This window comes from Enhygromyxa salina (assembly GCF_002994635.1).
Taxonomy (GTDB): Bacteria; Myxococcota_A; Polyangia; order Nannocystales; family Nannocystaceae; genus Plesiocystis; species Plesiocystis salina_B.
Genome location: NZ_PVNL01000117.1, coordinates 199,557 through 225,461 on the forward strand (window position 1 = coordinate 199,557; position 25,905 = coordinate 225,461).

Sequence of the window (25,905 nt, forward strand, 5' to 3'; positions counted from 1 at the left end):
AGACCGCGTGTCACTGCCGCATGGCACCGGCTACTCACTCGCAGACCCCCGAGTCTCAGGCAGGCGGCCCGAACCACCCCTTGGTCCGGTTGGCGAACGCGACGAGCGAGAGCATGACGGGCACCTCGATCAGCACCCCAACCACCGTCGCCAGCGCAGCCCCAGACGCGAGCCCGAACAGGCTGATCGCAACCGCGACCGCCAGCTCGAAGAAGTTCGAGGTGCCGATCATCGCAGCCGGTGCGGCGACGTTGAACGGCAGCTTCAACACCCGCGCGAGCGCATACGTGATCGCAAAGATCCCATAGCTCTGAATCAGCAGCGGGATCGCAATGAGCACGACCCGGCCCGGCTGGTCCACGATGGTCTGCGCTTGAAAGCCAAACAGCAGCACGACCGTCAGCAGCAGCCCAATGATCGACGTCGGCTTGAGCTTGGCAGAGAGCCGCTCGATCGCCTCCGCCCCGCCCGACGCGAGCAGCCGCTTGCGGGTCGAGATCCCGGCACCCAGCGGGACCACGACGAAGATCACCACCGACGCGATCAGCGTCTCCCACGGGATCTGCAGATCCGTCACCCCAAGCAGCAATCCCGCGATCGGAGCAAACGCGAACACGAGGATCAGGTCATTCACCGAGACCTGAACCAGCGTGTAGTTGGCGTCGCCGTTGGTGAGGTGGCTCCACACGAACACCATCGCCGTGCACGGCGCGACCCCGAGCAGGATCATCCCCGCGATGTACTGCTGCGCGTCTTCGGCGGGGAGGAGCCCGGCGAACACGTGCTGGAAGAACAGCACGCCGAGCGCGGCCATGGTGAACGGCTTGATCAACCAGTTGACGGCCAGCGTGAGCGCGAGCCCCTTGGGCTTCTTGCCGACCTGCGCGAGGCAGGAGGGATCGACCCCGAGCATCATGGGGTAGATCATCAGCCAGATGAGCACCGCGACGACGAGGTTGACCCGCGCCCACTCGAGGCCAGCCACGAGCTCGAAGGCGCCGGGGACGACGAGACCAAGACCGACGCCGGCCGCGATCGCCAGACCGACCCAGAGCGAGAGGAAGCGTTCGAAATTACCCATGATCGTGTTGACTCAGAGCGCCTCGACCAGCGCCTTGAACAGCGCGACCATGCCAGGCTCGATGCAGTAGCAGACCCGCGGTCCGTCGACCTCGCCGCGGATCAGCCCGGCCTGCTTGAGCTGCTTGAGATGCTGCGAGACGGTGGACTGCGCCAGCGGCAGCTCGTCGACGAGATCACCGACGATGCAACCTTCATGGCGGACCAACAGGCGCAAGATTGCGATGCGTGCGGGGTGAGCGATCGCCTTGGCGAGCGCCGCGAGCCGCTCGTTGGCCTCGCCCTCGTCGGCCGGCACGGGCGGCGTTGGATCGGCGGGCGGACAGCACGCGGTGGTGGACTTCTTCATGGTGGTCGGGCGGCGCCGAGCGTACATCGTCGATTTACGATAAAGAGCCACAGCCGTCAAGCTCAGGCCAGCCGGCTGCAACCGGCCAGCGCTCGAGCAGCTGCCGCCTCAACACGACGCCCGCTCAATCGTCGCGAGAGTCAGCGGCAGCGAATGCCCCCTCCGTCGACTCACTCAGGCGGGACCATGCAGATCCCAATGTCCTCGTAGCCGGGCAGCGCCATGCCGGCCTCGAAGAACGGCAGGCACTCCGTCCCCGGGATCGCACACCCGCCCGCGCCCACGCTCAGGCTACAAAACGCCGCGCAGCAGGCCGATCCTTCGCAGTTGGGCACGACCTCCGCGCTTACACAGATGAGGCCGGGCGTGCAGTCATTGATGAACCCGCACGCTTCCCCCTCTTGTAAATTGCTGGTGGTGAACACGCACTGAAACCCGACGTTTGCCCAGTAGCAGCCGGTGCCCAGGCAATCCTGCAACAAGGGATCACAGTTGAGGTTGCAGACGCTCAAGCTGCCGTCGCAGCTGATCGAGCACGAGCTCCCGATCGGGCACGAGGGATCGTCCGCCGTGCCCGTACAAAAAGCCGTGCACGTGCCGATCGCTTCGCCGTCGACGTCGCCGACGTTCCAGCACATCGAGGTCGCGTCGCAGCTGTCGGTCGCCTCGGTGACGCCGTCGTAGGTGCACGGCTCACCGACCTTGCCGTCGCCGAGCACGGGCACGCACTTGTTCGCGTCCCAGTTGCCACCCGTGCTCCCGTACGGCACACACTTCTCGCCCACCTCGCAGTCCTGCAAGAAGGAGTCGCAGCGCGAGGCCTCCACGAAGTCGTAGTTCGGGACGAAGGTCAGCGAGCCTCCGCCGGCCTCGGAGGGGGTCTCTTGGTCACCATCACCTGTATCCAAACCCACGTCGTTTTCCGTGTCTGCTGCGGTGGCAGAGGCGCCGCCTACCGTCGCGCTGCTTCCCCCATCCCGGCCCGAGTGACAAGCAGGGACCAGCAGCACCACAGCCCAGAACATCCAGCGGTTGGACCTCATGTCTCAACCAAAACATTAATTCCTATTAAAACAAACTTAAATTTCGTACACTCGACGGATGAGGTGCAGGCCGACCGTCTGTCTGCTGCTGGGCCTGTCATGCATGTGCCAGTGCACGCGGGTCGACGGCGGCGCCGACGACGACCGAGAGCTCGAGCGGTTTCGGATCGTGGTGCTCGCCGATCCGCACGTGCCCGACCCGAACTACGAGGGCCCCGAGGCCAACGAGCTCGACACCGAGTCGATCCTGGCGGCGCACCAGCGGCTGCTCGACGCGCGCGCGCGCATCAACGCGATGGATCCGGCGCCAGACTTCGTGGTGATCCTCGGTGACCTGCTCCACACCCACTACCCCTACGACGAGGTCCAGGACTACTACGACCAACCCAGCGCGTTCTCGGTCGCGGCCGAGCTGCTCGACGGGTTCGAGGTGCCGGTCCACCTGGTGTTCGGCGAGCATGACTACGGCGTGCCTCGGATCCCCCGCGAGGACAGCCACGTCCTGTTCGCGCACTTCTTCGACGCCGCGCCCCATACCGCGTTCGAGCACCACGGCTGGAAATTCATCCTGGCCAATTCGCAGCTCGGGGCGACCTGGGACGCGAGCAGCGACGACTACGATCCGGCCAGGGGGAGCTACGGGCGCGAGCAGCTCGACTGGATCGCCGATCACCTGTTTGATCGGATGCCAACGGTGTTTCTGAGCCACTTTCCAATTCCCTTCGACACCGCGGTGTTCGAGAATTTGGAGTCGCCATCGCGGGACATCTTCACGTTGATGACCGACCACGCCGACACCATGCAGCTGGCCCTGGGTGGCCACCTGCACCGCTGGGTCGACTACCGGATCGTCGCGCCGACCGACGTATTCGTGGTCGCCGGGCTGCGCTACGACGCCGACAATTTTTGGGTGATCGAGTTCGACCCCGCGTCACAGACCTACGAGATCCTGGACATCGACAAGGTCCACTGGCAGACGCCGTTCTCTGACACGGCGACCGAGTGAGGCGGAAAAAATCTCGCGCCCGGCCGCTCGGGTTTGCGCCCCACGCTCATGACTTGCGCGCGGAGATCCGCTACCGTGCTCGCCTCGGCTCGGCCGACAGGAGCAGCGATGATCGAGATACTCGGGTTTTCGGGGAGCTTGCGCGAGAAGTCGTTCAACAGCGCGTTGTTGCGCGCGGCGGCCGAGCTGGCGCCAGAGGGTCTGCGCGTGGAGATCGGGACGATCCGCGGGATCCCGCTGTACGACGGCGACGTCGAGGACACGCTCGGCATCCCCGAGCCAGTCCGGGAGCTCAAGGAGCGGATCGTCGCCAACCGCGGGCTATTGCTGGTGACACCCGAGTACAACCAGTCGCTGCCCGGCGTGATGAAGAACGCGATCGACTGGCTGTCGCGGCCGCCAAGCGACATGGCCCGGGTGTTCGGCGGGCGCCCGGTGGCGCTGATGGGCGCGACCCCGGGTGGATTTGGCACGGTGTCGTCGCAGCACGCCTGGCTGCCGGTGTTGCGGGCCCTGGGCACGCGCCCCTGGTTCGGTGGGACCTTGCGAGTTGCTGGTGCTGGGGCCGTGTTCAACGCCAACGGCGAGCTCGAGAGTGAGACGACCCGCAAACAGTTGCGCAACTTTCTCGAGGGCTTTCGCTCGTTCGTCGCCGAGCTCCCCGGCACCTGAACACCCCTGGCACCCATCCCGGCGAGCTCGGCTCGGGCCTGACGTCTCGGACCCGGCACCAGGGCGAAGCGACCTCGTGGATTGTGCTCGACGGCGACCGCCAGCCGCCTATCGAGCGATGCTACATGAATGGCAGCGAGCGACCTCGGGTTTGCGATAGTGAGTCTGATGGCCAGCCAATCCCTCGATCAGATCCGCGAACGGACGGCGAGCCCCCACGCGGCCAGCTTTCAGCTGATGACCGAAGACGGGTGGCTGATCGGCCCCGATCCGAGCGCGCTCGCGGCCTTCACCGCCGGCCTGCCCACGTCGCTCGCCACCAGCGTGACCACCACGCAGGCGCAGCTGCAGCGCAACGCCCACCGCTGGTGCACTCGCTTCAACACTTCAATGCAGGCGCGGGTACGGGGCTACGTCGCGCTCGCGCGGGCCTGTCACTACGAGTATCCGTGGCCAGTCGTGGCGATCCTGGGCATCTGCGCGGTCGTCGAGGGCGAGCGGCGGGCGTCAGTGTTCGGGCTGTTGGGCGACGCCGCCGCGCGGCTCGGTAGCGACGGGCTCGCGCGCATGAGCGACCGCAGCAAGGACATGCTGCGTCGCACCAATCGGGCGATCTTCGCCGACTCGGTGCCAACCGTCATCTACGCGCTGCGCTGCCACAACCTCACGATCGGCGGTCAACCCGAGCTCGCGCAGGCGCTGCTCGATGCCCCCTTGCCGCCGTTGATGGACGAGACCAGCCGCCAGCTGATGCGTGGGTTGTGTGCTGCGCTGCGGCTCGCCGACGGGCCTGCACGCTTTGATGCCTTGTCGCAGCTGACCCTCGAGCACTTCGAGCGCGAGCAACGGATCTTGTCGTTCAACCTTGGCGTGCGCGAGCTCGAGTCTGCGCCCAGCCGCCGCGGCGGATCGCGCCGGCCCACGCTCCTCAGCCGGCTGCTGAACACCAACAGCACCAACGCGCCCGTGATCCACAGGGGCCGGGTGCGCTTCGAAGCTCAGGCGCTGCCGACCGGCTTCGACATCAAGCATCATCGCGCGCGCGTCGACGTGTTCGGGCGGCTGTATGTCAGCAGCGTGACCGGCAGCCAGGCCGACTATCGCGTCGCGGTGACCCACGTGGAGCAGGAGTTTGGCGACGGGCACCCGTTCGGCGGCAGCGTCACGGGCCAGCCGCGCTACCCTCACGGCGGCGCACCCCGCTGCGGGCTGGAGCTGCCCTCGGCGAGCCGGTAGCGGATCGTGCGCGCGAGTGGAAGATATACTGGGGACAATGGGATCGCCTCTGTTGGATCGAACGCCATGCGTGGCGCGAGCGTTGCCGCTGGTCCTGGCCCTGATCGCCTGTCGGGCTCCAACGCTGGAACCCAGCGTCGAGCCCGAGCTCGACGAACGAGCACCGGAGGGTGCTCCTGCACAGCCATGGCTCTTCATCGAGCGCGAAGACCCCGGGGCCCGGGCCACGCAAGTGGGCGTCCCGGGCGGCGTCCCCACAGGTCCCGACGAGGACGGCGACGGCATCCCCAACGACCTCGACCTGTGCCCGCATCACACGGAGGACTACGACGGCTTTGAAGACGGTGATGGGTGCCCGGAGCCCGACAACGACCAGGACGGCGTCCTCGATATCGACGACAAGTGCCCGAGCGAACCCGAGACCTTCAACGGCCGCGACGACGAGGACGGGTGCCCCGAGTAGTCACGCGTCCGTGGTCACGCAGGTAGACGCTCTACGGAGCGTCCATGCCGAAGCGGCGCATGTCGGTGGTATAGGTCTGCGATGAACCTGCGACATCTTCTGGGGCCTGCCGCGATCTTGATCCTGAGCCAAGGGGTGCTCGCCTGCGGTAACGACACGAGCACTGGCGACGGGTCTGGCGACGGCGACACGACGGGTGATGCTGGAGACGGCGACGGCGATCCCGGCGATGGCGATGGCGATGGCGATGGCGATCCCGGCGACGGCGATGGCGATGGCGATCCCGGCGACGGCGATGGCGATCCCGGCGACGGCGATGGCGATCCCGGTGATGGCGACGGTGACGGCGACGGCGACGGCGATGGCGATGGCGATGGCGACGGCGACGGTGACGGCGATGGTGATGGCGACGGCGACGGCGACGGCGATGGCGACGGCGATCCGCCCTTCGACTGCGATCCCAACCTCGATCCTGTGATCTTGACCCTGATGGGCGGTCAATCAGCCCGCTACCCAACGATCGCCGACGCAGTGTTCGCCGCATCCAATGGGTCGCTCGTGCAGCTCTGCCCCGGCACTTACGAGCAAACCGTGATCGTCGACGACGAGATCGAGATCCAGGGCGCCGGACCGGAGCTGACGGTCTGGGACCCCAGCGCGGGCGCGGCGTTGATCATCAACTCACCCAACGTGACCGTGCGCGACCTGACCTTCACCGGCGGCACGGGCACGGTTCAATCCGGGTTCAACGTGACCTGCGGCGGCGCGGTGCACATCCGCTGGCAGGCCAACCTGGCGTGGCCGATCACGCTCGAGAACCTGGTGTTTCACGACAACCAGGCGGTGCTCGGCGGCGCCCTGTGTATCTCGGGCGGCAGCAACAACAACGTCCCAGTCGTGACGATCAATGGTTGCACCTTCAACGACAACAGCGCCACCCAAGACGGGGGCGCGGTGTTTACCTACGGCCGCTTCCACATCACGGACACGACGATCATCGACAATGTCGCGGGGTTGAGCGGCGGCGGCATCTTGCTCAACTACGGCTGTCAGACGGCGGCCCAGTGCACGATCGAGGACTCCGTCGTCAAGCACAACACCGCGACCGCCGGCATGTACACGGGCGGCGGCGGTCTGTGGCTCGGCGACTCCTTCCAGGGCGGCTCGGGCGTCACGGTGACCAACTCCGACTTCGGGTTTGGCTTCGCCGAAGAGAACCTGCCCGACGACGTGTTCTTGCTGTTCGAACAGACGACGGAGAGCTATGGCTTCTACGCCAACGGCACCAGCTTTGTCTGCGACGAAGGGATGTGCTCGGATCCTTAGAGATTGTACGGAGTCTCGTTGATCCAGTGAAACCCGCGCTCGAGCAGCACCAGCTTCGAGCGCGGGCGCTGTTGCAGCCGAGCCTCGAGCGCTTGCCCCTGCCATGTTCCGGTCACCACGAGCCCGTCAATTGTCTGCTCGAAGCGCAGGACGTCGGCCTCCGCGTCGTCATCCAGTTCGTACGCGCCGGAAGGCATCACCGTCATTGTCAGGGCCTCGGTGTCGTACTCGACCACGTGATAAGACAGCGCACCATCCATTTGCTGGATCGTGATGTAGCCGGGCCGCTCGAAGTCTACGAGCTCGATCGGCAGCGCGCTGTCGATGACGAGGGCCCGCCAGCGGACCGCGTCCGTCGTCAATGGCGGTAGCTCCTCTGCGTCGAGTGAGAACGAGTCGACGTCGTAGATGCCGTAGAGCGGCGGGTGCTCGCGACCATCACCGTAGCTGCGATAGGCGTCGAGCCCCTGGTCGATGCTGGTGTAGGTCACCCAGGCCAACAGGGCGATCGCGGTCACCCGGCCGGCGATCTGCCCGCGGCGCGAGGCGAACAGGGGCGGAAGCTCGCGCGCAGGCACAGCTTCGTGCGACCAGAACAGCGCGAACAAGCGCTCGCGGTCGAGCCACGCCAGACCGCTCGCCAGGGCCAGCAAGTGAAGCGAGAACAGCTTGACCGGCACGTCGTAGCACAGGTTGAGCATCACGACGTTGGTCATGACCCCGACGCAGATCAGCGCACCAAGGGTCCGGGTCCGGCGAAACAGCACGAGCGTACCACCGAGGGTCTCGGCGAGACCCGTGAACACGCAGTAGGCCGGCGACGCCCCCATGAAGGTCCACAACAGGCCCATCGGAGATGACTCGCCATATGTGCTCAGCAATCGTGTGAGGCTGGGTGTCGGGAACTGCGTCGGGATGATCTTGGCCCACCCATAATAGGTGATCGTAATTCCCAGGAACCACGCGCAGCCATGCTCCAGCCACCGCTTGGCGGCTGCGTGGTCTCGCTGCTTGCGATCAACCAACGACCAGACGATCACCGCGACGATGGTGATGAACACGTTGATCAGCACGATGAGCTGGACCTCCGTCGTGTCGCCGCTCCCGGTCGGGCCCGTGAAGAGATCGTCAATGCCGAACACCACGCGCCCGACCCAGGTCGCCAGCTCCGACCGCAGCAAGCTCACCGCCTCCGCGAGCAGCTCGCCGAGCCATGGCAGGCAGTTGAGCGGGAACGGAGCGGTGTAGAGGATGAAGTAGACCGCGAGCGCCCGGAATGCCGTGCGGGTGACCATCGAGCTCGAGGCCGGCATCGGTCGATGCTACACGAGTCAGGGCCCCCGCCGTCTACAAGCGCAGCGAGAGGCAGCTCAGCCCGCCGTCCATTTTCTCGACTTCGCTCATGTTCAACACGATCAACCCAAACCCGCGGGCGCGGAGCTTGCTCGTGAGCTCGGGGAACCCAGCGGCGACGAGCACGTGATCGTTGATCCGCAAGATGTTGGCGGCGTAGGCCTCGGCCTCGGCGACCTCGATCACCTCGAAACCGTGAAACTCCGGCCGCCCCGCGAACGCGGGGGTGGCGACCAGCGTGTCGTGTCCGAGCAGGTTGACGCTGGACTTGAAGTGCAGTCCGGCGGCGACCGGGATCGTGCAGAGCGTGTAGCCCAGCGGCTCGAGCTGCTCACGCAGCGCCGCGGCGGCGGCTTCATCGGGCTGACCCAGGCCGCCTGCAGCGCCTGCGCGTAGGCCCGATGCTGCGCGAGCAGGCGGTCGTGAGCGGGGCGCTCGGTCCACGCGACGTTGGTGAGCCCGTCTGCGAAATTCGAGGCGGGGGTGCGCAAGATCGCGTGGCTGAACGCCTGCATGTTGGTCACCAGCTCAGGGCATGACGACGAGGTCGGCCGCGTGCCGGGGTGCGATCTCGTAAGTCGTCTCGTACTGCGCGACCAAGCCGACGACCTCGACCGTGTCGTCGATCGCCAGCCCGGCCGTCTCGATCACCCCGACGCCATCGACCAGGTGGATGAACACCTGAACCTCGCCAGAGCCATCATCGACATAGAGCTTGAGCCCGTACGGCGCGTCGTCCTCCAGGTCCTGGGTGACGGTCCCGCTGATCTTGACCAGCAGGCCCTCGAGGTCCTCGTCGATGTCGCCGGTCGCCGCGTCCATGGGTGCGACCGGCTGCCCGCCGTCGGACGCCACGATGTCGGCGGCGACGGCCTCGATCACCCGCAGTTGGTTCATCTGGCCAAGCACGCCGGTGACCTGAACCGTCGTGTCGAGCGGGAAATCCAGAACGTCCGCGGTCTTGACATAGACGCCGCCGCTGGCGTCCTGGATCGCAAACCCGAGCTCACCGGTCGCGGAGTTGAAGGTCCCCGGCGCCACCGATGCGTAGCCCTCGACGGTGACCGTCATGCCGTCGGACTGCTCGCGCGCCTGCGCGATCGAGATCACGTCCGCGTCGCCCGACGTCTCTTCGGTGCCCGAGGTGTCTGCGCTCTCGTCACCAGCTCCGTCGTTGCACGCGGCGGCGACGAGCACAAAACCGCCAAGCAACGGAGCGAGGAGCCGAACGAACGCCGTCATCGAGGTTTGTTGCGAAGTGATCATCTGGCCGATCTATCGCTTTCGATCCAGGCGGACAAGCGCTCATTGCTCACCATGCCGACGGGCCGCCGCCCTGCTCGCCGGCCCTCGTCAACACCGCCAAACGAGCCCGCGCCGCGTCGTCGCGCCCAAGCTGGGCTGTGAGCCAACCCAAGCGGCCGCCGTCGATTGGATCCAGTGAATCGCAGGTACGAGGTCGCGTTCGGGCGTGGCGGTTCCACGAACACGACCTCAGCGAACAGCGCCACGCCCGGCCGCACACCCGCCATGCTTGCGCGGTCGCGGTATTCGTGGGACCTCCCGCCCGTGAGTTTCGAACAACTCGGCCTCGTGCCGTCTCTCCTCCGCGCCGTCCGTGAGTCCGGCTACGACCAACCAACCCCGATCCAGACCCAGGCGATCCCCCCTGCCCTCGCCCGCCGCGACATCCTCGGCTGTGCGCAGACGGGCACCGGAAAGACCGCCGCGTTCGCGCTTCCGATCCTGCAGCACCTCGACCGCACCGCTGGCGATGAGCCGGTCCTGCGCGCGCTGATCGTCACCCCCACCCGCGAGCTCGCGGCCCAGATCGGCGAGAGCCTGTCCACCTACGGCGAGCACCTCGAGCTGTGGCACTCGGTCGTGTTCGGTGGGGTCAACGACAAGCCGCAGATCCGAGAGCTGCGCAAGGGCGTCGACGCGCTGGTGGCCACGCCCGGCCGGCTGCTCGACCTCATGAACCGCGGCGAGATCAACCTCGGCAAGATCGAGATCTTCGTGCTCGACGAGGCCGACCAGATGCTCGACATGGGCTTCTTGCCCGACATCCGGCGGATCGTGGCCAAGCTGCCGCGCGAGCGTCAGACCCTGTTCTTCTCGGCGACGATGCCCGCCTCGATCCGCGAGCTCGCGGGCACGCTGCTGCGCGACCCACTCGAGGTCGCGGTCGCGCGCGTCTCGGAGCCGGCCGACGTCGAGCAGCACCTGTACTTCGTCGACAAGAACGACAAGCGGCGGCTGCTCGTGGATCTCATGAACCGCGATCGCCAGGTCAGCCGCTCGCTGGTGTTCAGCCGGACCAAGCACGGCGCCAACCGCATCGTCAAATACCTGATCGACGCTGGCGTCGGCGCGGCGGCGATCCACGGCAACAAGTCGCAGGGTGCCCGGACCCGCGCGCTCGACTCGTTTCGCAACGGCGAGCTGCGCGTGCTGGTGGCCACGGACATCGCCGCGCGCGGGCTCGACATCGACGAGGTCTCGCATGTGATCAACTTCGACCTGCCGAACGTGCCCGAGACCTACGTGCACCGGATCGGGCGAACAGCGCGAGCGGGCGCGACAGGGATCGCGCTGTCGTTTTGCGATCTCGAGGAGCGAGCCTTCCTCGTCGACATCGAGCGTCTGCTCCGCAAGCACATCCCGCGCGTGGAACAGCACGACTACTTGCCGACTCAGGCCCCGCCCCAGGCGACGGATCTGGCCAGCAAGTCGGGGCATCGGCCCAGCGGCGGTGGTGGTGGAGGTGGCAAGGGTCCGTCGCGCAGCCAGCCACGACGCGGCAAGCGAAGCGGCCAGCGAGCCCCCGGCCGCCGCGGCAACAACTCGTCGCGATCGTGAGCACGATCGTGCGCCCGAGTGTCAAACCCGTGAAGCGGGTTGCGTACTTTCGGGTAGTAACGCAGACGGCCAGCAACGTAGACTCCAGCGATGTACTCGCTCAATCGCTCTACCTTGGTGTGCCTCCTCGCTGGCGGTTTCGCGCTCGCAGCCTGTAACGACGACACTGGCGCGACGACGACGGACGCGTCGGACACCGCCACCGACAGCGGGAGTGACTCGGGCGACGGGGACGGCGACCCAACCGGTGACGGCGACGGGGACCCGGCTGGCGACGGGGACGGCGACCCGACCGGCGACGGGGACGGGGACCCGACCGGCGACGGGGACGGGGACCCGACCGGCGACGGGGACGGCGATCCGACCGGCGACGGCGACGGCGATCCGACTGGCGACGGCGACGGCGATCCGACTGGCGACGGCGACGGGGACGGCGACGGGCTATGCCACGGTAGCTGCGGCGAGCCCGGCTGCGGCGCGTGCCCCGATGGGCCGGCTCCCGTCGATCGTGGCACCTACTCGATCGACGCGACGGAGCTGCCCAACAGCTACTACGCGCAATTCCTCGACGTCGAATTCGCCCCCGAGTACCTGCCCGACCTGCTCGGTGAGGCCTGCGCGTGGAAGACCGACTTCGTCCCCCTGGACTGGCCGAACGACCCCGTCCCCACCCTGCCCGTGATCGGCGTCGACTGGTGCGACGCCATGGCCTACTGCACCTGGGCCGGGAAGCACCTGTGCGGCGAGATCGGGGGCGCCCCCGCGGCCCTGAACGACCTGCAGAACGCGGCCAACAACGAGTGGTATCGGGCCTGCTCCAACTCGGGCACGACCACCTACCCCTACGGTCTGATCTACGCGGGAGACGCGTGCAATACGATCGACGCGGGCTTTGGGCAGCGCACCAACGTCGGCAGCCTCGCGGAGTGCGAGGGCGGCTTCGCTGACCTGTTCGACATGAGCGGCAACGTGTGGGAGTGGACGAACGCCTGCGACAACGACCCCATGCTGCAGCCCAACGAGCAAGAGTGTCGGCGGCGTGGGGGCTCGTACTTCAGCGACGGCCCCACTACCCGGTGCGGCATCGACAGCGTGCGCCCACGTGAAACTCGCAACACCAGCGTCGGGTTCCGCTGCTGCGACTGAGTCCTCCGGACGCGAATCGACCTGCATGGGCGCGAGGCTCATGCAGGTCGACAGCCCGCTCAGCTCAGCTCAGCTGGGCCGGATATCGCGGGGGTCCTGGGGAACTGGATCGGGACCGGGACCTGGGGGAACTGGATCGGTGGGAACTTCCTCCCCAGGATCGGGCTCGGGCTCGGGCTCGGGCTCGGGCTCGGGCTCGGGCTCGGGCTCATCGACCGGCACGCACTCGTCGTAGAACTCCCACACACACTCACCGTCGGCGTCGACGCACTCGCTCGAAGCGACGAGCTCGAAACCGGGTGGGCAGGGCTCCAGCAACGGTGCAATCGGGATGCAGTCGTCGGGCTCGCAGGGCTCGTCTTCAACCGGCACGCCGCGGGCGTTGTCATCGCTGCGGTCGAGGGGCTCGACACATCCGCCCGCCATTGCGAGCAGCAGTGGAACAGCCAACATCGAGGAAAATCGCATCACCATCGTCTTGCTCATCATCTTGCTCACCTTCGTCTTCGCTGCCATTTGCAGTGTCCAACACTACGCTTCTAACTTCAACAGTAAATTTGTCCGAACGAACAAAAACTATCTTTGGCAGGCTCCAGGCTGGTGCTGAGCCTCAACATGGTCAGTTTCGGGCCGACGTGTGCGCGCAATCGAACGGAAGTTAATTATGACAGTTTATGCTAGCTCGATTACGCCCCAAACTGGGCGGCCCTGCGTACCTCCTCCACCGACCAGGCCCCAATCGCGAAGGGCAGGATCCGGGCGATGTTGCGGGCGTCGTCGATCCCCCGGTGATGAGTGCCGACCAGCGGCAGCCCCAGCTTGTCCAGCGCCTTGGCCATGCCGAACCGCTTGCGGGTCCCGAGCGTGTCCGAGAACGCTTGCTTGATGTTCAGGTGCTCGTCGTTGAACGGCAGCTCGACCTGATGAAAGTCGGCGTCGAGTCCGAACTGCCCGCGATCGTAGTTCCCCCACGAGCAAAACAGCGGCTGGTCGTCACCCATGAACTCGCGCAGCTCGTCGAGCACCGCGACGAACCCCTGCGCGTCGTCGACTTCGGCCTGCGTGATCGAGGTCAGCTGCCGGCAAAACGGTGTCAGGACTGGGTGTCGGACCGGACGGACGAACCGCTGGAACTCGGCGATCGGCTCGAAGCTGGCGGTGTCGAGCAGCACCGCGCCGATCTCGATGATCTCCATCTCGCGTCGCGGCACCGCGTCGCGGTTGTCGCAGGTCGCCTCCAGATCGATGACCAGGTAGTGTCGGGCTTGGGTCTCGTCATTCATGACGGGCTCAGAGTGGACCAACGACGCAGACCGTGCCCGGACAAGAAAGCGGACAAGCGGCGTTCGACTGGGCGGACATGGTCGATCAGGTCGTCGCCGAGCGCGGCTCGCTGGCGTTGGCGGCCCAGTACATGGCCGAGCGACGCAATTTTCAAGAGGACGTCGCCAGCGTCGAGCGGGGCCTGCGAAGGCTCCGCGGGCGCGGCAACAAGGATGGTGGCGTGTGGGGTCAACGAGCGCTGCGCTGCTTTGGACTGCCGGTTGAAGTCGACGACCGCGTGCGCTGGATGGGCCAGTACCACACCCGCTTTAGCGATCTGCCCGCGTCGCTGTGCGACGAGCTGCTGCGCGCCTGGGACCGCCCGCCGGTCAGCGAGAGCCCGGCGCGGATCTGGGTGCTGCTCGGCCACACGAGCCTCGCGCTGCGTCGACGTCAGGACCCTCGGCCAACCCTCGCGCAGGCGACGGTGCTGGCCAGCCAGGCCCAGCTCGCGGCCCGGATCGAGCTCGCGCTGGTCGAGGCGTTCGCGTGGGGGCGCAGCGATCCCGCGAGCGCACGGGCGGCGCTCGAGCGCGCGCGGGGCCTGCTCGAGCGAGACACACCGGAAGCCGAGCGCGACGCGATCAGCCCGAGCGATCGCGCGTGTCTGTTCGCGCGGTGGATCGATCAAGAGGCGTACCCGCTCAACAAGCCGGACACTGGCCAGCCCAACCATGACGCCGCCGCCGCGCTGTACGAGCGGATCCCCGCAGACGGTCCCCTGTTCGCGCGGTGTCGGCGAGAGAACGGGCTCGGCTGGACCTACTTGCTGCTCGGCGAGCGCGAGCGAGCGCGGGCTCACGCGATCACCAGCGTGCGTGCGGCCGGCGACGCGGGCTCACTGCGCATGCGCGCGATGGCGCTGAACCTGCTCGCCGCCTGTAGCGTGGGCGCGGCCGTCGATGTGGCCACGCAGCGCGCCCGCGCGATCGCGGGTCAGCTCGAAGACGAAGCGCTGCTGGTTCGGTTTGGGCCGCGCCGACAATCCCGACAGTCGCCATTGCGGTGAATCGCCCACATCCCAGGTAGTCGGCGAGGGGTGCGCGATCTGGTCGCGCGATTGAGAATGGTGGAAGCTCGCAGCCAGCCATGTACACGCGATCAATTGCCCTGATTCATTCTTGCGCTGCGGCGCTTCTGCTTGCTGGTTGTGGCGGTAGCGGCTCGGACGACACGGCCGGCTCGACCGGCGAGAGCGGGGACACTGCCACCTCTGGCATGACCACCGAGGACGAGTCCGGCACCGCGACGATGACCGGCGACGGCGACGGCGACCCAACCGGCGACGGCGACGGCGACCCGACTGGCGACGGCGACGGTGATCCCGGCGACGGCGACGGCGACCCGACCGGCGACGGTGACGGCGACCCGACCGGCGACGGCGACGGCGACCCAACCGGCGATGGCGATGGCGATGGCGACGGCGACGGCGACGGCGACGGCGACGAGTGCGTCCCGTCCGAGATGGTCGAGATCACCTGCGACAACATCGACAACAACTGTGACGGACTGATCGACAACGTCGATCAAGGCAATGATGGCTTCTGCGACTGCCTGGTGATCGGGATCCTCGGCGCCACCGGCTTCGCGCCGACCTCCGACTTCGAGGCCTACCTCGAGGATCAGGGCACCACCGTCACGCGCACGCTGCTCAACCAGCCCAACCTCGTGACCCCCGAGTTCCTCGCGCCCTACGACGTGATCTTGATCGATCGGATCCAGCGCGGGTTCAGCCCCGAGGAGAGCGCCGCGCTCGAAGAATTCGTCAAGACCGGGGGCTTCGGCGTGATCACCCTGATCGGCTACAACTTCGACAACGGCAACCCGGGCCCCGAGCGCGACCGGGCCAACACCGTGCTCGCCCCGTTCGGGCTGGCCTATCAAGGCGGCTATATCCACGCGGGTGGCGGCGCCAACGTGACGCCGACCTTCGATCAAAACCACGAGGTCTCCATGGGGATCACCGACGTCAACTTCGCCGGCGGGATCGAGCCGGTCGACAACGAAAACCAGGGGATGACGAGCGTGTTTGCGACCGTTCCCCAGGGTGACGCCGGGCTCGCGCACGAGACCGACATGGGCGGCCGGGTGATCGTGTGGGGCGACGAGTGGCTGACCTTCGACAGCGACTGGCAGGGCTACGCCGACGTTCAGAGCTTCTGGGCGCAGATGCTCAGCTGGGTGAAGCCGCAAGACTTCTGCGCGTCGCCCCAGTAGCGCTGTAGTAGCGCTGTAGTAGCGCCGCCACGGCTCAGCCGGTCAGCTTGGTCCAGAGATCCTCGACGCGAGGATCGAGGTCGCGGCGCGGGTCTCGGACGACAATATAGCGCCGCGATCCCAACCCGCTGAACGCAACCAGCGTGACCCCACGCGGCGCCCGGCAAAAATCGTTGACGATCGCCACGCCAATGCCCAGCGCGACCAGCTGAAGGGTCAGCGGCCACCCGGCGATCTCCACGGCGATCTCCACATCGTCGGGCAGGTGTTGGTCGAGCGCGACCCGATGCGGACGCCCAGCTGGCGGGACGATCAGCTGACGCCCAGCGAGGTCCGACCACGAGGCGCCCGGGCGCTCGGCCAGCGGATCGCTGGTCGGCACCGCCAGCGCAAACCCAACCTCGGCTACGAGCTCGTGCTCGAGCGCGGATGGTGGTGGGTCGAGCGACAGCACGCCCACGTGCGCGAGGCCGGCGGCCACGTCCCGGGACGTGCCCTCGGCGTCGCGCACGAGCACGCGCAGCGGATGTCGGCGAGCGAAGCGGCGCAGCGCAGGACCCAACAGATACAAAAGCGCCCCCTCTCCCGCGCACAGCGTGATCGGAGCGCGGAGCTGCTCGTCGCGCATCTGCTCGGTGAAGTCGCCGAGCCGGGCCCGGATCTCACGAGCAAAGCGAGCGGTCCGCAGGCCGGCCTCGGTCAGCACCAACCCCCGGCCGTCCCTGCGGTACAGCGGCGCGCCAACAGCCTCGCCCAACCGGCGCAGGCGCGTGTGCAGGGCCGGCTGGGACAGGTGCAGGGCCCGCGCGGCGTGGGTGAGGTTGAGGTGCTCGGCGAACACGGCGAAGGCCTCGAGCTGTTCAAAGTCTGGAGCGTTGGACATGAGCTATCCAAGCTTTGGATACCATATCCGAACACTGGAATTGCCGGCCATCTCGACCCGCCCCATCTTGGCGGCATGCAAGTTACAATGAACAGCACCAAGGCGATGGACCGCGTACTCGTCAAGAAGAGCAAGAAGCTGTCGCGGCTGCTGCGACACAGCGCGAGCGAGGCCGGGCTCGAGATCGACGAGGCCGGCTGGGTCGATGTGGCCGAGGTCCTGCGCTCCGTCAACATGAGCCGCGCCGATCTGGAGATGGTCGTCCGCGAGAACAACAAGCGCCGGCTGCAGCTCGAGGGCGACCGCGTGCGGGCATGCCAGGGCCACTCGCTCGACAACTGGGCGGTCACGCGCGAGGGCCTCGAGGGCTCGTGGGCCGCGTACGCGAGCGAGGCCTCGGTCTGGCACGGGACCAGCGTCGACGCCGTACCAAGCATCGCCCGCGAAGGGATCCTCGCCGTCGCGCGCACGCACGTGCACCTGGCCCCTGCGATGTCCAGCAAGGTCGGCAAGCGAGCGTCGGTTCACGTGATGCTGGAGATCAGCCCGGCGCGAGTTCGGGCGGCGGGTGTGGGCTTGTACGTGGCGCCCAATGGGGTCGTGCTCGCCCGCGAGATCCCGGCGGACTGTGTGATCGCGCTGCACCCCATGACCGCCCGCGCCCGCGAGCGCGCGGCGGACCTCACCAAGCTGTTCAGCGCGTGCGAGTAATCGGGCTCGAGCTGAACAATCAGGTCAGACCGCGGCCCCGCGCGCTCGCGGGACGTCGAAGTCCACCGACACACGCAGCTGCAGCCCCCAACCCGGCTCGTCAGCAAAGTAGCGCAGCAGGCTGTTGTACTCGCGGTAGCGCTGGTTCAAGAGGTTGGTGCCGACCACGCTCACGTGCACCAGCTGCTGCGCGGCGGCGAATTCGACCCCGGCCCCGGCCCCCAACAAGACATACGCGGGCGGGGCCGGGGCGAAGTCCAGCTCGGGGTCAACCCGGGTCTGGCGGGCGACGACGGTGCCGTTGAGCTCGAGGTAGCCGCGCGACGAGACCTTCGTGTCAGGCCAAAAGTAGCGGCCCGCGAGCGCGTAGCGATCAGCCGGCACGAACGCGAGGTAGCTGCGGCTGTCGAGGTCCAGCGCGCGGACCCAGGCGGCGCTGCCCGACAGACCAAAGGGCAGGCGCGGCGCGGTGAGATCGAAGCGAACCTCACCGCCACCGAACAGCGCGTCGGTCGGGACGAACGCGAACACCGGGAACGGGCCGCGGGTCGTGCAGGTCAGCGGCGCGCACTGGCCCGTCTGCGGCTGCGGGACAAAGTAGATGTAGTCGTCGATGTAGGTCGCGTAGGCGGCCGCCTCGACGAACAGCCAGTCGCCGTCGTACTGCAAGCTCGTCTCGCCGCCCCAGCTGCGCTCGACGCCGATCTTGGCGTCGCCAAACCCGAGGATCGGGAACGAGGGCGCCGCGCCGTTCATGAATTGCTCGTCGATCGCGGGGATCCGGGCCGAGGAGTCGAGCTGGGTCCGCCAGCTGAATTCGGGCACGCGGCGGATCGGTCGGCCGAGCACGCCCAGCGAGAGCGAGGGCGTGTGAAACTGATGGGTGCAGCGACCACCATCGCCGGCGCTCGCTCGATCGCAGCGGCTGGGATCGAGGCGACCGCCCGCGTCTTGGCCCAGGTAGTCGCGCTCTGAGAGCAGGGCGAGCCGGTGCAGGCCGTCATAGCGCGCGCCGATCTCGAGCTCGACGCGCTCGTGGACGAAGCGCTCGACGTCGTAGATGCCCCAGCTCCACTGGCGATAGTCGGGGATCAGGCTGGACGCGCTCTCGAACTCGTTGCGCTGCTGGCTGGCGCTGGCCCCGAGGGTGCCGACGAGCGCCCACGTGCCCATGTGCACGGCCGAGTGCTCGAAGCGAAGGTCGGCGCTGTGGGTCGCCAGCCCAAACCGAAGCTGGGGGCCCTGGATGTCGCCGCGGACGATGTCGAATTCCTGCCGATCATCGAACTGGAACGCGTAGGTGACATGCAGCTCGCCAGCCTGGGCCAGCATCACGCGCGCGTGCGCGAACGCGACGTGGTGCCAGATCTCCTGCCTGGGCCGGTCGAGCGTGAAGTCGGCCGTGTACAGATCGAGGTTGACCGGCCCGCGCCGATCGATCGAGAGCTGAAATTCGTCGGGGCTAGAGACCCGCAGGCAGGTGCAGATGCCCAGCCGCGAGCGCATCAGGTGGTAGCCGACCTCGACGTCGGCGAGCTCGCTGGCGTAGCCCAGGCGGGTGCCCGCGTTCCAGGTCGAGGCCCCGGTGTTGTCGAGCGCGTAGGTCGGGGTCATGGCCGCGCGGTGACGCGCGAGGTTGCCCTCGACCCGCATCGCGAAGCCGCGGCCGCGGGCGGGCGCCCAGTCGATGCGGGCCGCCCCGCCGCCGCCCAGCGGGTTCGAGAAGCCGACGCTGCTGACCTCGCCGCTGAGACCCGGGCGGCGCGGCAGCGGCAGGCCCTCGAGCAGGACCACGCCGCCGACGGCGTCGGGTCCGAACCGGATCGTGCCTGCGCCCTTGATCACGGTGATACGTCCGGCCGCGTAGGGATCGACCTCCGGGGCGTGATCGAGGCCCCACTCCTGACCCTCGTGGCGAACCCCGTCGACGACGATCGCGTTGCGCCGCCCGAATTGCCCGCGAATGATCGGCTTGCCCATCCCGCCCGCGGGCCCGCGCAGGGTCGTGACGCCGGACATGTTCGACAGCGTGTCGGCCAGGCCTTGGCCGCGGGCGCGGGCGAGCTCGGCCCCGGCGAGCGACTCGCTGGCCGCCACGTTGGTCGGGCTCTCGTCGTGGATCACGATGACGTGGGCGCTGTGGTGATCGTGGAGGCCCTCGAGCTCGATGATCGTTGGCTCGACGTCCGCCTGCCTCTGCGGAACCTCGACCGCGACCTCGAGGGCCAGCGAGGCGTGCTCGGCCTTCGACACCCGCACGCGCATGGTCCCGGGGCACAGACCCGTGACCTCGACCCGACCGTCGCGCTCGCTCCGGACGAAGCTGGGCGACTTGCCGCCCGCGGGCTGCAGCACCAGCTGGGCACCGGGGATCCCTTCGTCGGTGTCGGCGTCGAGGACGACGGCCTCCCACGTGAGGGTGCACGCTGCCCGTGGCGACGAATCGTTCACGGGCGGCGCCAGCACCAAGGTCGCGAGTAACAGCGGCGGGATCACTGGATGGTCAACTCGAAGCTGACATCGACGTCCACGTCGCCGGGCAGGGCCTCGCCAGCGGCGAGCGACTCGGGCAGCCCGGCGGTCTTCTGCGGGGTGCCGTTGAGCTCGGGCAGGTGGCGGAGCACGACCCGCAGACCGGCGGTTCCCGCCTTGGTCGCTTCGATCGTGCTGACGATCCCCAGCGGGAGGTCGTCGCCGATCGCATTGGCGCCATAGTCTGACTCGAGGTCCGCGTAGGCGTGGCTGACCAGCGCCGTCGAGACAGACGACGGGGAGGCCGGACCGGCGACGCCGTCGCCGAGCACGAACACGAAGTGGTCCTCGGCTTCGTCCTCGACCTCCTCGGTGATGTCGACCGCTGGATCAGCGAGATCGTTGAGGAACGCGACGCGGAGCGAGTACGTCTCGCCCAGCGCGAGCACGATCGGCTCGGCGCTGCCGGAGACGCCGCCGTCGCCGTCGGGATCGGAGAACGCGAACACCCGCGGATCGCCGCCCGCGATCGGCGTGAAGGTCAGCTCGACTCGAGAGATGATCTCGGTGTCGTGATCGTCGTGGCCTGGCTCGGTCGGTCCGCAGCCTAGGGCCAGGACGCAGGGCACGAACAGCGCGATCGTCTGGTTTCGCATCCGCGGGACCATAACAGTCCGACCCCGCGGGCACGCCACCAGCGGAGAAACGCCAGGAGCGTCGCCTGGTTCGCGGCTCGCCGACCACGGTCGCCGCGTCCGCCGCCAGCTAGCCGCCATCCCGAACGTCCCGACGTGGGGCAAACAAAACCGTTGCCAAGCCGTGACACAAGGCCGCTACTGTCCCGAGATGACTATAAATCTTCGCGCCATGACGGTGTGCTCGAGCCTCTCGGTTCTGTTCGCTTGCGGTGGTGACGACGCAATGTTCAGCGCTGGGCTGACGACGCATGAGGCGACCGGGGACGGCGACGGCGACGACGACGGCGACGGCGACGGCGACGGCGACGGCGACGGCGACGGCGATACCAATCCCGGAGACGGGGATGGCGATGGCGATGGCGATGGCGACGGCGATGGCGACGGCGATCCCGAGCTCCCATGCGAGACCGACACCGACTGCGAAGGCTCGCCCAAGGGTGGGCTGTGCGACGTCGACACCGGGGGGTGCATCGCCTGCATGCCAGGCACGGTCGAGCCTTGCTACACGGGCGCCGAGGGGACCGAGAACGTCAGCCACTGCGTCGGTGGGCAACAGACCTGCGCAGCGGATGGCTCGAAGTTTGGCGCGTGTATGGGCGAGAGCACGCCGGTCACCGAGATCTGCGGCAACGACATCGACGACGACTGCAACGGCGTCACCGACGACAACCTGGACAACGACAACGACGGGTGGGGCGCGTGCGCGGGTGATTGCTGCGACATCGTCAGCGGCGACTGCTCCTCGCCCGAGCTCGTCAACCCCGGCGCGTACGAGTTCGAGGGCAACCTGGTCGACGACGACTGCGACGGCGTGGTCGACGAGCCGGCGATCGCGTGTGACGCCAACTTGAACGAGAATTCGGTCAACCCCGATCACTTCGCCATGGCGATGGAGCTGTGCCAGTTCACCAGCCTCAACCCGGCGCCCGAGGACCGGGTCTGGGGGGTGATCGAGGCCGAGATCAAGCTGCCGAACGGGGCCCCGCTCACGCACTGGGAGCAGGTCGGGATCCCGACCAACTACGGGCCCAACCAGCCCCCGGCCAACGACGCGATGGTCGTGCTGTCGTCGGGCTGGGCGTCGGACACGGCCGCGAGCGCCGAGTGGGGCAAGGGTTGGAACGTGGTCCAGACCGCGCCGCCGTCGTGGACCATGCACCACGGCGGGTTCTTGCCCAAGAACCCGGGCTGCGGGCAGAACGGCAACACGATCCGCGATCCCGCCATGCTCGAGCTCACGATCCGCGCGCCGACCAACGCGCTGTCGTTCAGCGTCAATATCGACTTCTTCAACGCCGAGTATCCGGAGTGGGTGTGCGGCAATTACCAGGACATGTTCGTGGCGCTGATCGACAGCGCGAGCATGGACAATCCCGTCGACGGCAACATCGCCATCTACGATGACGGGATGGGCGGCCAATTTCCGCTGGGCGTCAACCTGGCTCGGGACAGCGGGCTGTTTCGCCAGTGCGCGCCAGGCTCGACCTTTGGCTGTCAAGGCAGCGGTGGCAACCAGCCCGCGCCCGCCTGCGCCAGCGTCGTGCAGCTGCTGGGGACGCCGTATGGTGCGAACGATCCCGGGTGCGGGGGTGGGCACACCTACTCGGGTGGCGCGACCGGCTGGCTGACGATGAGCGGCAACGTGATCCCCGGCGAGGTGTTCACGATCAAGCTGTTCGTGTTCGACGCGGGCGAGGGCGGCTCGGGGCTCGCGGACGCGCTCGTCCTGATCGACAATTGGCGGTGGCAGCTGGAGCCCTCGGCGCCCGGCGTCGAGCCGCAGTAAAGCTAGCCCAGCAGCGCTCGCATACAGTGACGCAGCGCGTCGCGGAGGTTCCGGTGGGTCCCCACGCTGCCAAGCTCGACGCCCAGCCCGACCATCGTCTGCGCGACGTACGGGCTGACGCCGGTGACCAGGCCCTCGACGCCGAGCAGCCTGAGGCTGGCGAGCAAGCGCAGGATGTGGCTGGCGATCGAGGTGTCGAGCGCCTCGACGCCAGTGAGATCCAAGATCACGTACGCGGCACCCGAGCGGCTGACCTCCGCGAGCAGCCGCTCGATCAGCTTGTTGGTCTGCTCATCGTCCAACACCCCGATCAACGGCACCGTCAAGACCTTGTCCCAGACCTCGATCAGCGGGGCGGACAAGGCCTGGATCGCGCGCCGCTGCTCCTGGATCGTCTGCAGCTGGTGCTCGAGCTCGGCCTGCGACTTGACCGTGGCGGTGATGTCGAGCGTCAGCCCTGCGCAGTACTCTGTCACGCCCGCCTCGTTCTTCAGGGGGATGTTCCAGGTCTCCCAGTTCACGCCATGGACCTCGGACTTGTAGTGCGAGGCGGTCCCGTAAAGCGCCTCCTGGATCGGCGCGGTCGCGGCGGGCGGATAGATGTCGAACACGTTCATGCCGAGGAACTGCCCAGGTGTGAGCCCGGCGGTTGCGAGCGCCTTGCCCTCGTGAAACACGAATTTTCCGGTGGGATCGACCGCCCAGAGCACGATGTCGAGCGTGTCCATGACCGTGCGCAGCAGCGTCTGTCGGATCTCGAGCTCGGCAGACCCTGCGCCCGTCGCTGCGACCGGCTCGAGCGTGCCATGGATTGAGCCCGTCGAGGATCGGCGAGCCTCGCACCGCACCTTGGTCGTTCCGCCTGCTTGGTCGGGTACACCGAACACACAGGTCACAGCCTCGTCGGTCTCGGCGAGCGCGCCAAGGAATGCTTCGACGGTCTCACGCTCGCCGTCCGCGGCCAGCGACGCGAGCGTGGCGGCTTCTGAAAGTCGTGACTCGAACCGGCGAGCGAGCGAGCGACTGCAGCGATCGATGACCCCGTCGGCGCTGGCGATGAACAGCAACCCGGGGCAGTGCTCGAAGTACTCGCTCAGCGCGTCGGCGGTCATGCAGCAATGGTACCCACTCGCGCTCGCGAATTCTGATCGTCCCTCATCGGTGACTGATCAGTCTGACGCTCTGCGGCGTCAACGCATACTCGAGAGGATCGCCTCGGCCAGCTTGGCCCCCACCCCTTTGACCTCGCACAGCTGCTCGACCGAGGCGGCCTTGATCGCCTTGACGCTGCCAAAGTGCTTGATCAACGCCCGCTTGGTCGCTGGCCCGATCCCAGGGATCCCGTCCAACACCGACACCAGCGAGCTCTTGCCCCGGCGCTTGCGGTGATGGGCGATGGCGAACCGGTGAGCCTCATCGCGCAGCCGGGTCATCAGGTAAAGCTCGGACGAGCCGTGCGGCAGGGCGATGGCATCGCGGGCCCCGGGCACGAACACCCGCTCCGGCCGAACCTCGCCCGGGTCTTCCGAGTCGTCGGCGGTCTGCACCACATAGTCCGCGAGCGCCTTGCCCGGGGTCGCGTCAGGATCGGCGCCCAGGTCCGCGGCGGCCCCCTCGCGCAGACGCTCGAGTCCCTGCTTGGTCGCGCGCACGGCAAACCGCCGCTCCTTCGCCAGCGACACCAGGTCCACGCCCTCGTCGCCCAGCGCGATGCCCAGATCCTGCATCGTCGCGATCACCCGGTTGAGCTGGCCCTTGCCGCCGTCGATCACCATCAAGTCGGGCAGCGCCCAATCGTCGTGCTCGAGCGCGCGTCGGAGCCTGCGCTCGAGCACCTCCTGCATCGAGGCGAAGTCGTCGTTTTGCCGCTGGCCCTGGCTGAGCTCGCCGCCGCTGCCCTTGATCTTGAACTGTCGATAGCTGGCCTTGTCGGGCTCACCGTCGACGAACACGACCATCGACGCGACCGGGTCGCTGCCCTGAATGTGGCTGACGTCGTAGCACTCCATGCGCCGCGGCAGCCGGCTCAGGCGCAGGCGCTTGCGCAGGGCCGTGAGCGCGGCCTCGCCGTCGTCGCGCTTGCTCCGGCGCGTCGCAAAGTTGCTGGCGGCGTTGCGCTCGGCCAGGAGCACGAGCTTCTTGCGATCGCCCCGCGCGGGGACCTTGACCGGCACCTTCTTGCCGCGTCGCTCGCTGAGCCACTCGGCGAGCGGCTCGGCGTCGTCCTCGGCCAGCGCGAGCGGCAGCAGCAGCTCGTCGGGCACGATCGGCGCCTCGTCGTAGTAGGCGCTCAGGAAGCTCGACAAGACCTCGGCGTCGGGCAGCTCCATGCCCTTCTCGGAGTAGCGCTGGGTGCCCATCAGCTTGCCCTGGCGCACGTGCATGACCACGAACTCGACGTTGCCGCCCTCGCGGTAGACCCCGACGACGTCCTGATCCAGCTCGCCAGTGCCGACGACGTCCTGGCGCTGCAGCGTGGTCTCGATCGCGCGCAGCTGATCACGCGCGCGGGCGGCCTTCTCGAAGTCCAGCGCATCGGCGGCGGTCTGCATGCGCTGCTCGAGCCCGCTGACCAGCTCGCTGTGGCGCCCGGCCAGAAACAAGCCGACGTCGCGGACCTGATCGGCGTACAGCTGGGCGTCGACCTCGTACACGCAGGGCGCCGGGCAGCGATCGATCTGGTACTGCAAGCAGGGCCGCTTGCGGTGGTCCAGCACGAAGTCCGAGCAGGTCCGCAGCTTGAAGTGGCGGTTGACCACGCGCAGCGTGTGGCGGGCCGAGCTGGCCGAGTGATAGGGCCCATAGTACTGCGCCCCGTCCTGCGCGATGTTGCGGACGACCTCGAGCTTGGGCCAGGCCGCGCGGGTGTCGAGCCGCAGGACCAGGTATTGCTTGTCGTCGCGCAGCTTGACGTTGAAGCGCGGTTGATGCCGCTTGATCAGGTTGTTCTCGAGCAGCATCGCCTCCTTGTCGTTGGAGGTGACGACCGACTCGATGTCGCCGAGCAGCTTGGACAAGGCCGGCACGAACAGGCGGTTGTCGTGGCCGTTGAAGTACTGGCGCACGCGCGCGCGCAGCCGCCGAGCCTTGCCGACGTAGACGATGCGACCCTTGCGATCGCGCATCACGTACACGCCCGGCTCGTTGGGCAGCAGCTCGACGAGCTCGAGCAGCTGCTCGCGGTTGCGGGCGCGCGGCTTCCAGTCGGCCGGGATCCCCTCGTCCGGCTCGGCGGTGGGCACTCGACGGGACCGAGCTTTAGCCATGGGGATGCGTGCT

24 protein-coding genes are annotated in these 25,905 nt (G+C 67.7%); 11 read left to right on the forward strand and 13 right to left on the reverse strand.

The window, feature by feature from the left end; all coding sequences use genetic code 11:
- Positions 1 to 55 precede the first annotated feature (55 nt).
- The 3 genes from arsB to ENSA7_RS29595 all read right to left on the reverse strand — a co-directional run bounded on the left by arsB (position 56) and on the right by ENSA7_RS29595 (position 2,343).
- Positions 56 to 1,081 carry an ACR3 family arsenite efflux transporter gene (gene arsB / locus ENSA7_RS29585; protein WP_106092724.1) on the reverse strand — a complete coding sequence of 342 codons (1,026 nt, stop codon included), beginning with the start codon at positions 1,079 to 1,081 and terminating at the stop codon, positions 56 to 58.
- 12 nt (positions 1,082 to 1,093) lie between these two features.
- Positions 1,094 to 1,456: an ArsR/SmtB family transcription factor gene (locus ENSA7_RS29590; RefSeq protein WP_244923948.1), complete on the reverse strand. Its 363-nt coding sequence runs from the start codon at positions 1,454 to 1,456 to the stop codon at positions 1,094 to 1,096.
- A 143-nt stretch (positions 1,457 to 1,599) separates the two neighbouring features.
- On the reverse strand, positions 1,600 to 2,343 hold the full coding sequence (locus ENSA7_RS29595; protein WP_244923949.1) for a ribulose phosphate epimerase: 744 nt from the start codon (positions 2,341 to 2,343) through the stop codon (positions 1,600 to 1,602).
- Between the two features lie 187 nt (positions 2,344 to 2,530).
- Between ENSA7_RS29595 and ENSA7_RS29600 the strand changes: the two genes are divergently transcribed.
- The 5 genes from ENSA7_RS29600 to ENSA7_RS44345 all read left to right on the forward strand — a co-directional run bounded on the left by ENSA7_RS29600 (position 2,531) and on the right by ENSA7_RS44345 (position 7,175).
- Positions 2,531 to 3,478: a metallophosphoesterase family protein gene (locus ENSA7_RS29600; RefSeq protein ID WP_106092726.1), complete on the forward strand. Its 948-nt coding sequence runs from the start codon at positions 2,531 to 2,533 to the stop codon at positions 3,476 to 3,478.
- 108 nt (positions 3,479 to 3,586) lie between these two features.
- Complete coding sequence (locus tag ENSA7_RS29605; RefSeq protein ID WP_106092727.1) at positions 3,587 to 4,150, forward strand: NADPH-dependent FMN reductase; 564 nt, start codon at positions 3,587 to 3,589, stop codon at positions 4,148 to 4,150.
- A 168-nt stretch (positions 4,151 to 4,318) separates the two neighbouring features.
- Positions 4,319 to 5,386: a hypothetical protein gene (locus ENSA7_RS29610; protein WP_106092728.1), complete on the forward strand. Its 1,068-nt coding sequence runs from the start codon at positions 4,319 to 4,321 to the stop codon at positions 5,384 to 5,386.
- Positions 5,387 to 5,423: 37 nt separating this feature from the next.
- Positions 5,424 to 5,849, forward strand: coding sequence for a thrombospondin type 3 repeat-containing protein (locus ENSA7_RS29615; protein WP_146158264.1), 426 nt, complete (start codon positions 5,424 to 5,426; stop codon positions 5,847 to 5,849).
- Positions 5,850 to 5,930: 81 nt separating this feature from the next.
- Positions 5,931 to 7,175, forward strand: a complete 1,245-nt coding sequence (locus ENSA7_RS44345; protein ID WP_181234240.1) for a right-handed parallel beta-helix repeat-containing protein — start codon at positions 5,931 to 5,933, stop codon at positions 7,173 to 7,175.
- Here ENSA7_RS44345 and ENSA7_RS29625 read toward each other — a convergent pair.
- The 3 genes from ENSA7_RS29625 to ENSA7_RS29635 all read right to left on the reverse strand — a co-directional run bounded on the left by ENSA7_RS29625 (position 7,172) and on the right by ENSA7_RS29635 (position 9,794).
- On the reverse strand, positions 7,172 to 8,488 hold the full coding sequence (locus ENSA7_RS29625; protein WP_106092730.1) for a hypothetical protein: 1,317 nt from the start codon (positions 8,486 to 8,488) through the stop codon (positions 7,172 to 7,174). The two genes, ENSA7_RS44345 and ENSA7_RS29625, sit on opposite strands and share 4 nt — an antisense overlap.
- Positions 8,489 to 8,522: 34 nt before the next feature.
- On the reverse strand, positions 8,523 to 8,972 hold the full coding sequence (locus tag ENSA7_RS29630) for a hypothetical protein (protein WP_106092731.1): 450 nt from the start codon (positions 8,970 to 8,972) through the stop codon (positions 8,523 to 8,525).
- An 84-nt stretch (positions 8,973 to 9,056) separates the two neighbouring features.
- A complete protein-coding gene (locus tag ENSA7_RS29635) occupies positions 9,057 to 9,794 on the reverse strand; it encodes a DNA-binding protein (RefSeq protein ID WP_244923950.1) in 738 nt (245 codons plus the stop codon).
- Positions 9,795 to 10,097: 303 nt separating this feature from the next.
- Here ENSA7_RS29635 and ENSA7_RS29640 point away from each other — a divergent pair, with 303 nt between their 5' ends.
- Together ENSA7_RS29640 and ENSA7_RS29645 are read left to right on the forward strand one after the other, a co-directional pair.
- Complete coding sequence (locus ENSA7_RS29640; RefSeq protein WP_106092732.1) at positions 10,098 to 11,390, forward strand: DEAD/DEAH box helicase; 1,293 nt, start codon at positions 10,098 to 10,100, stop codon at positions 11,388 to 11,390.
- Between the two features lie 90 nt (positions 11,391 to 11,480).
- Positions 11,481 to 12,536: a formylglycine-generating enzyme family protein gene (locus tag ENSA7_RS29645; RefSeq protein ID WP_106092733.1), complete on the forward strand. Its 1,056-nt coding sequence runs from the start codon at positions 11,481 to 11,483 to the stop codon at positions 12,534 to 12,536.
- Positions 12,537 to 12,605: 69 nt separating this feature from the next.
- Here the strand turns inward: ENSA7_RS29645 and ENSA7_RS42625 are convergent, their stop codons facing one another.
- Complete coding sequence (locus ENSA7_RS42625; protein ID WP_146158265.1) at positions 12,606 to 13,052, reverse strand: hypothetical protein; 447 nt, start codon at positions 13,050 to 13,052, stop codon at positions 12,606 to 12,608.
- 170 nt (positions 13,053 to 13,222) lie between these two features.
- Entirely contained in the window at positions 13,223 to 13,819 is a 597-nt protein-coding gene (locus tag ENSA7_RS29655) for a 3'-5' exonuclease (RefSeq protein ID WP_106092734.1), read from the reverse strand.
- Between the two features lie 32 nt (positions 13,820 to 13,851).
- Between ENSA7_RS29655 and ENSA7_RS29660 the strand changes: the two genes are divergently transcribed.
- Together ENSA7_RS29660 and ENSA7_RS29670 are read left to right on the forward strand one after the other, a co-directional pair.
- Entirely contained in the window at positions 13,852 to 14,868 is a 1,017-nt protein-coding gene (locus tag ENSA7_RS29660; protein ID WP_146158266.1) for a hypothetical protein, read from the forward strand.
- Positions 14,869 to 15,077: 209 nt separating this feature from the next.
- The gene (locus tag ENSA7_RS29670) at positions 15,078 to 16,076 is read left to right on the forward strand and encodes a DUF4350 domain-containing protein (protein ID WP_181234241.1); all 999 of its coding nucleotides are present in this window, start codon (positions 15,078 to 15,080) and stop codon (positions 16,074 to 16,076) included.
- A 34-nt stretch (positions 16,077 to 16,110) separates the two neighbouring features.
- Here ENSA7_RS29670 and ENSA7_RS29675 read toward each other — a convergent pair whose 3' ends face one another.
- Entirely contained in the window at positions 16,111 to 16,959 is an 849-nt protein-coding gene (locus ENSA7_RS29675) for a LysR family transcriptional regulator (RefSeq protein ID WP_106092737.1), read from the reverse strand.
- An 87-nt stretch (positions 16,960 to 17,046) separates the two neighbouring features.
- On the opposite strand from ENSA7_RS29675, the gene ENSA7_RS29680 reads away from it, so the two are divergent.
- On the forward strand, positions 17,047 to 17,670 hold the full coding sequence (locus ENSA7_RS29680; protein ID WP_244923951.1) for an RNA 2'-phosphotransferase: 624 nt from the start codon (positions 17,047 to 17,049) through the stop codon (positions 17,668 to 17,670).
- Positions 17,671 to 17,694: 24 nt separating this feature from the next.
- On the opposite strand, the gene ENSA7_RS29685 is transcribed toward ENSA7_RS29680, so the two are convergent.
- Positions 17,695 to 20,121, reverse strand: coding sequence for a TonB-dependent receptor (locus ENSA7_RS29685; protein WP_181234242.1), 2,427 nt, complete (start codon positions 20,119 to 20,121; stop codon positions 17,695 to 17,697).
- Between the two features lie 41 nt (positions 20,122 to 20,162).
- Entirely contained in the window at positions 20,163 to 20,798 is a 636-nt protein-coding gene (locus tag ENSA7_RS29690) for a hypothetical protein (protein ID WP_146158268.1), read from the reverse strand.
- Between the two features lie 211 nt (positions 20,799 to 21,009).
- On the opposite strand from ENSA7_RS29690, the gene ENSA7_RS29700 reads away from it, so the two are divergent.
- Positions 21,010 to 22,626, forward strand: coding sequence for a hypothetical protein (locus ENSA7_RS29700; RefSeq protein WP_181234243.1), 1,617 nt, complete (start codon positions 21,010 to 21,012; stop codon positions 22,624 to 22,626).
- A gap of 2 nt (positions 22,627 to 22,628) precedes the next feature.
- On the opposite strand, the gene ENSA7_RS29705 is transcribed toward ENSA7_RS29700, so the two are convergent.
- Positions 22,629 to 23,738 (reverse strand): STAS domain-containing protein, encoded by a 1,110-nt coding sequence (locus ENSA7_RS29705; RefSeq protein ID WP_106092742.1) that lies wholly within the window; start codon positions 23,736 to 23,738, stop codon positions 22,629 to 22,631.
- 78 nt (positions 23,739 to 23,816) lie between these two features.
- Complete coding sequence (uvrC, locus tag ENSA7_RS29710) at positions 23,817 to 25,868, reverse strand: excinuclease ABC subunit UvrC (RefSeq protein WP_181234244.1); 2,052 nt, start codon at positions 25,866 to 25,868, stop codon at positions 23,817 to 23,819.
- Positions 25,869 to 25,905: the final 37 nt, after the last annotated feature.

Excerpts from the sequence above, each read along its gene's own strand:
- arsB (WP_106092724.1), bottom strand. The coding sequence starts at position 1,081 with ATGGGTAATTTCGAACGCTTCCTCTCGCTCTGGGTCGGTCTGGCGATC.
- ENSA7_RS29590 (WP_244923948.1), bottom strand. The coding sequence starts at position 1,456 with ATGTACGCTCGGCGCCGCCCGACCACCATGAAGAAGTCCACCACCGCG.
- ENSA7_RS29600 (WP_106092726.1), top strand. The coding sequence starts at position 2,531 with ATGAGGTGCAGGCCGACCGTCTGTCTGCTGCTGGGCCTGTCATGCATG.
- ENSA7_RS29605 (WP_106092727.1), top strand. The coding sequence starts at position 3,587 with ATGATCGAGATACTCGGGTTTTCGGGGAGCTTGCGCGAGAAGTCGTTC.
- ENSA7_RS29610 (WP_106092728.1), top strand. The coding sequence starts at position 4,319 with ATGGCCAGCCAATCCCTCGATCAGATCCGCGAACGGACGGCGAGCCCC.
- ENSA7_RS29615 (WP_146158264.1), top strand. The coding sequence starts at position 5,424 with ATGGGATCGCCTCTGTTGGATCGAACGCCATGCGTGGCGCGAGCGTTG.
- ENSA7_RS44345 (WP_181234240.1), top strand. The coding sequence starts at position 5,931 with ATGAACCTGCGACATCTTCTGGGGCCTGCCGCGATCTTGATCCTGAGC.
- ENSA7_RS29625 (WP_106092730.1), bottom strand. The coding sequence starts at position 8,488 with ATGCCGGCCTCGAGCTCGATGGTCACCCGCACGGCATTCCGGGCGCTC.
- ENSA7_RS29635 (WP_244923950.1), bottom strand. The coding sequence starts at position 9,794 with ATGATCACTTCGCAACAAACCTCGATGACGGCGTTCGTTCGGCTCCTC.
- ENSA7_RS29645 (WP_106092733.1), top strand. The coding sequence starts at position 11,481 with ATGTACTCGCTCAATCGCTCTACCTTGGTGTGCCTCCTCGCTGGCGGT.
- ENSA7_RS42625 (WP_146158265.1), bottom strand. The coding sequence starts at position 13,052 with ATGGCAGCGAAGACGAAGGTGAGCAAGATGATGAGCAAGACGATGGTG.
- ENSA7_RS29655 (WP_106092734.1), bottom strand. The coding sequence starts at position 13,819 with ATGAATGACGAGACCCAAGCCCGACACTACCTGGTCATCGATCTGGAG.
- ENSA7_RS29670 (WP_181234241.1), top strand. The coding sequence starts at position 15,078 with ATGACCACCGAGGACGAGTCCGGCACCGCGACGATGACCGGCGACGGC.
- ENSA7_RS29675 (WP_106092737.1), bottom strand. The coding sequence starts at position 16,959 with ATGTCCAACGCTCCAGACTTTGAACAGCTCGAGGCCTTCGCCGTGTTC.
- ENSA7_RS29680 (WP_244923951.1), top strand. The coding sequence starts at position 17,047 with ATGAACAGCACCAAGGCGATGGACCGCGTACTCGTCAAGAAGAGCAAG.
- ENSA7_RS29690 (WP_146158268.1), bottom strand. The coding sequence starts at position 20,798 with ATGCGAAACCAGACGATCGCGCTGTTCGTGCCCTGCGTCCTGGCCCTA.
- ENSA7_RS29700 (WP_181234243.1), top strand. The coding sequence starts at position 21,010 with ATGACGGTGTGCTCGAGCCTCTCGGTTCTGTTCGCTTGCGGTGGTGAC.
- ENSA7_RS29705 (WP_106092742.1), bottom strand. The coding sequence starts at position 23,738 with ATGACCGCCGACGCGCTGAGCGAGTACTTCGAGCACTGCCCCGGGTTG.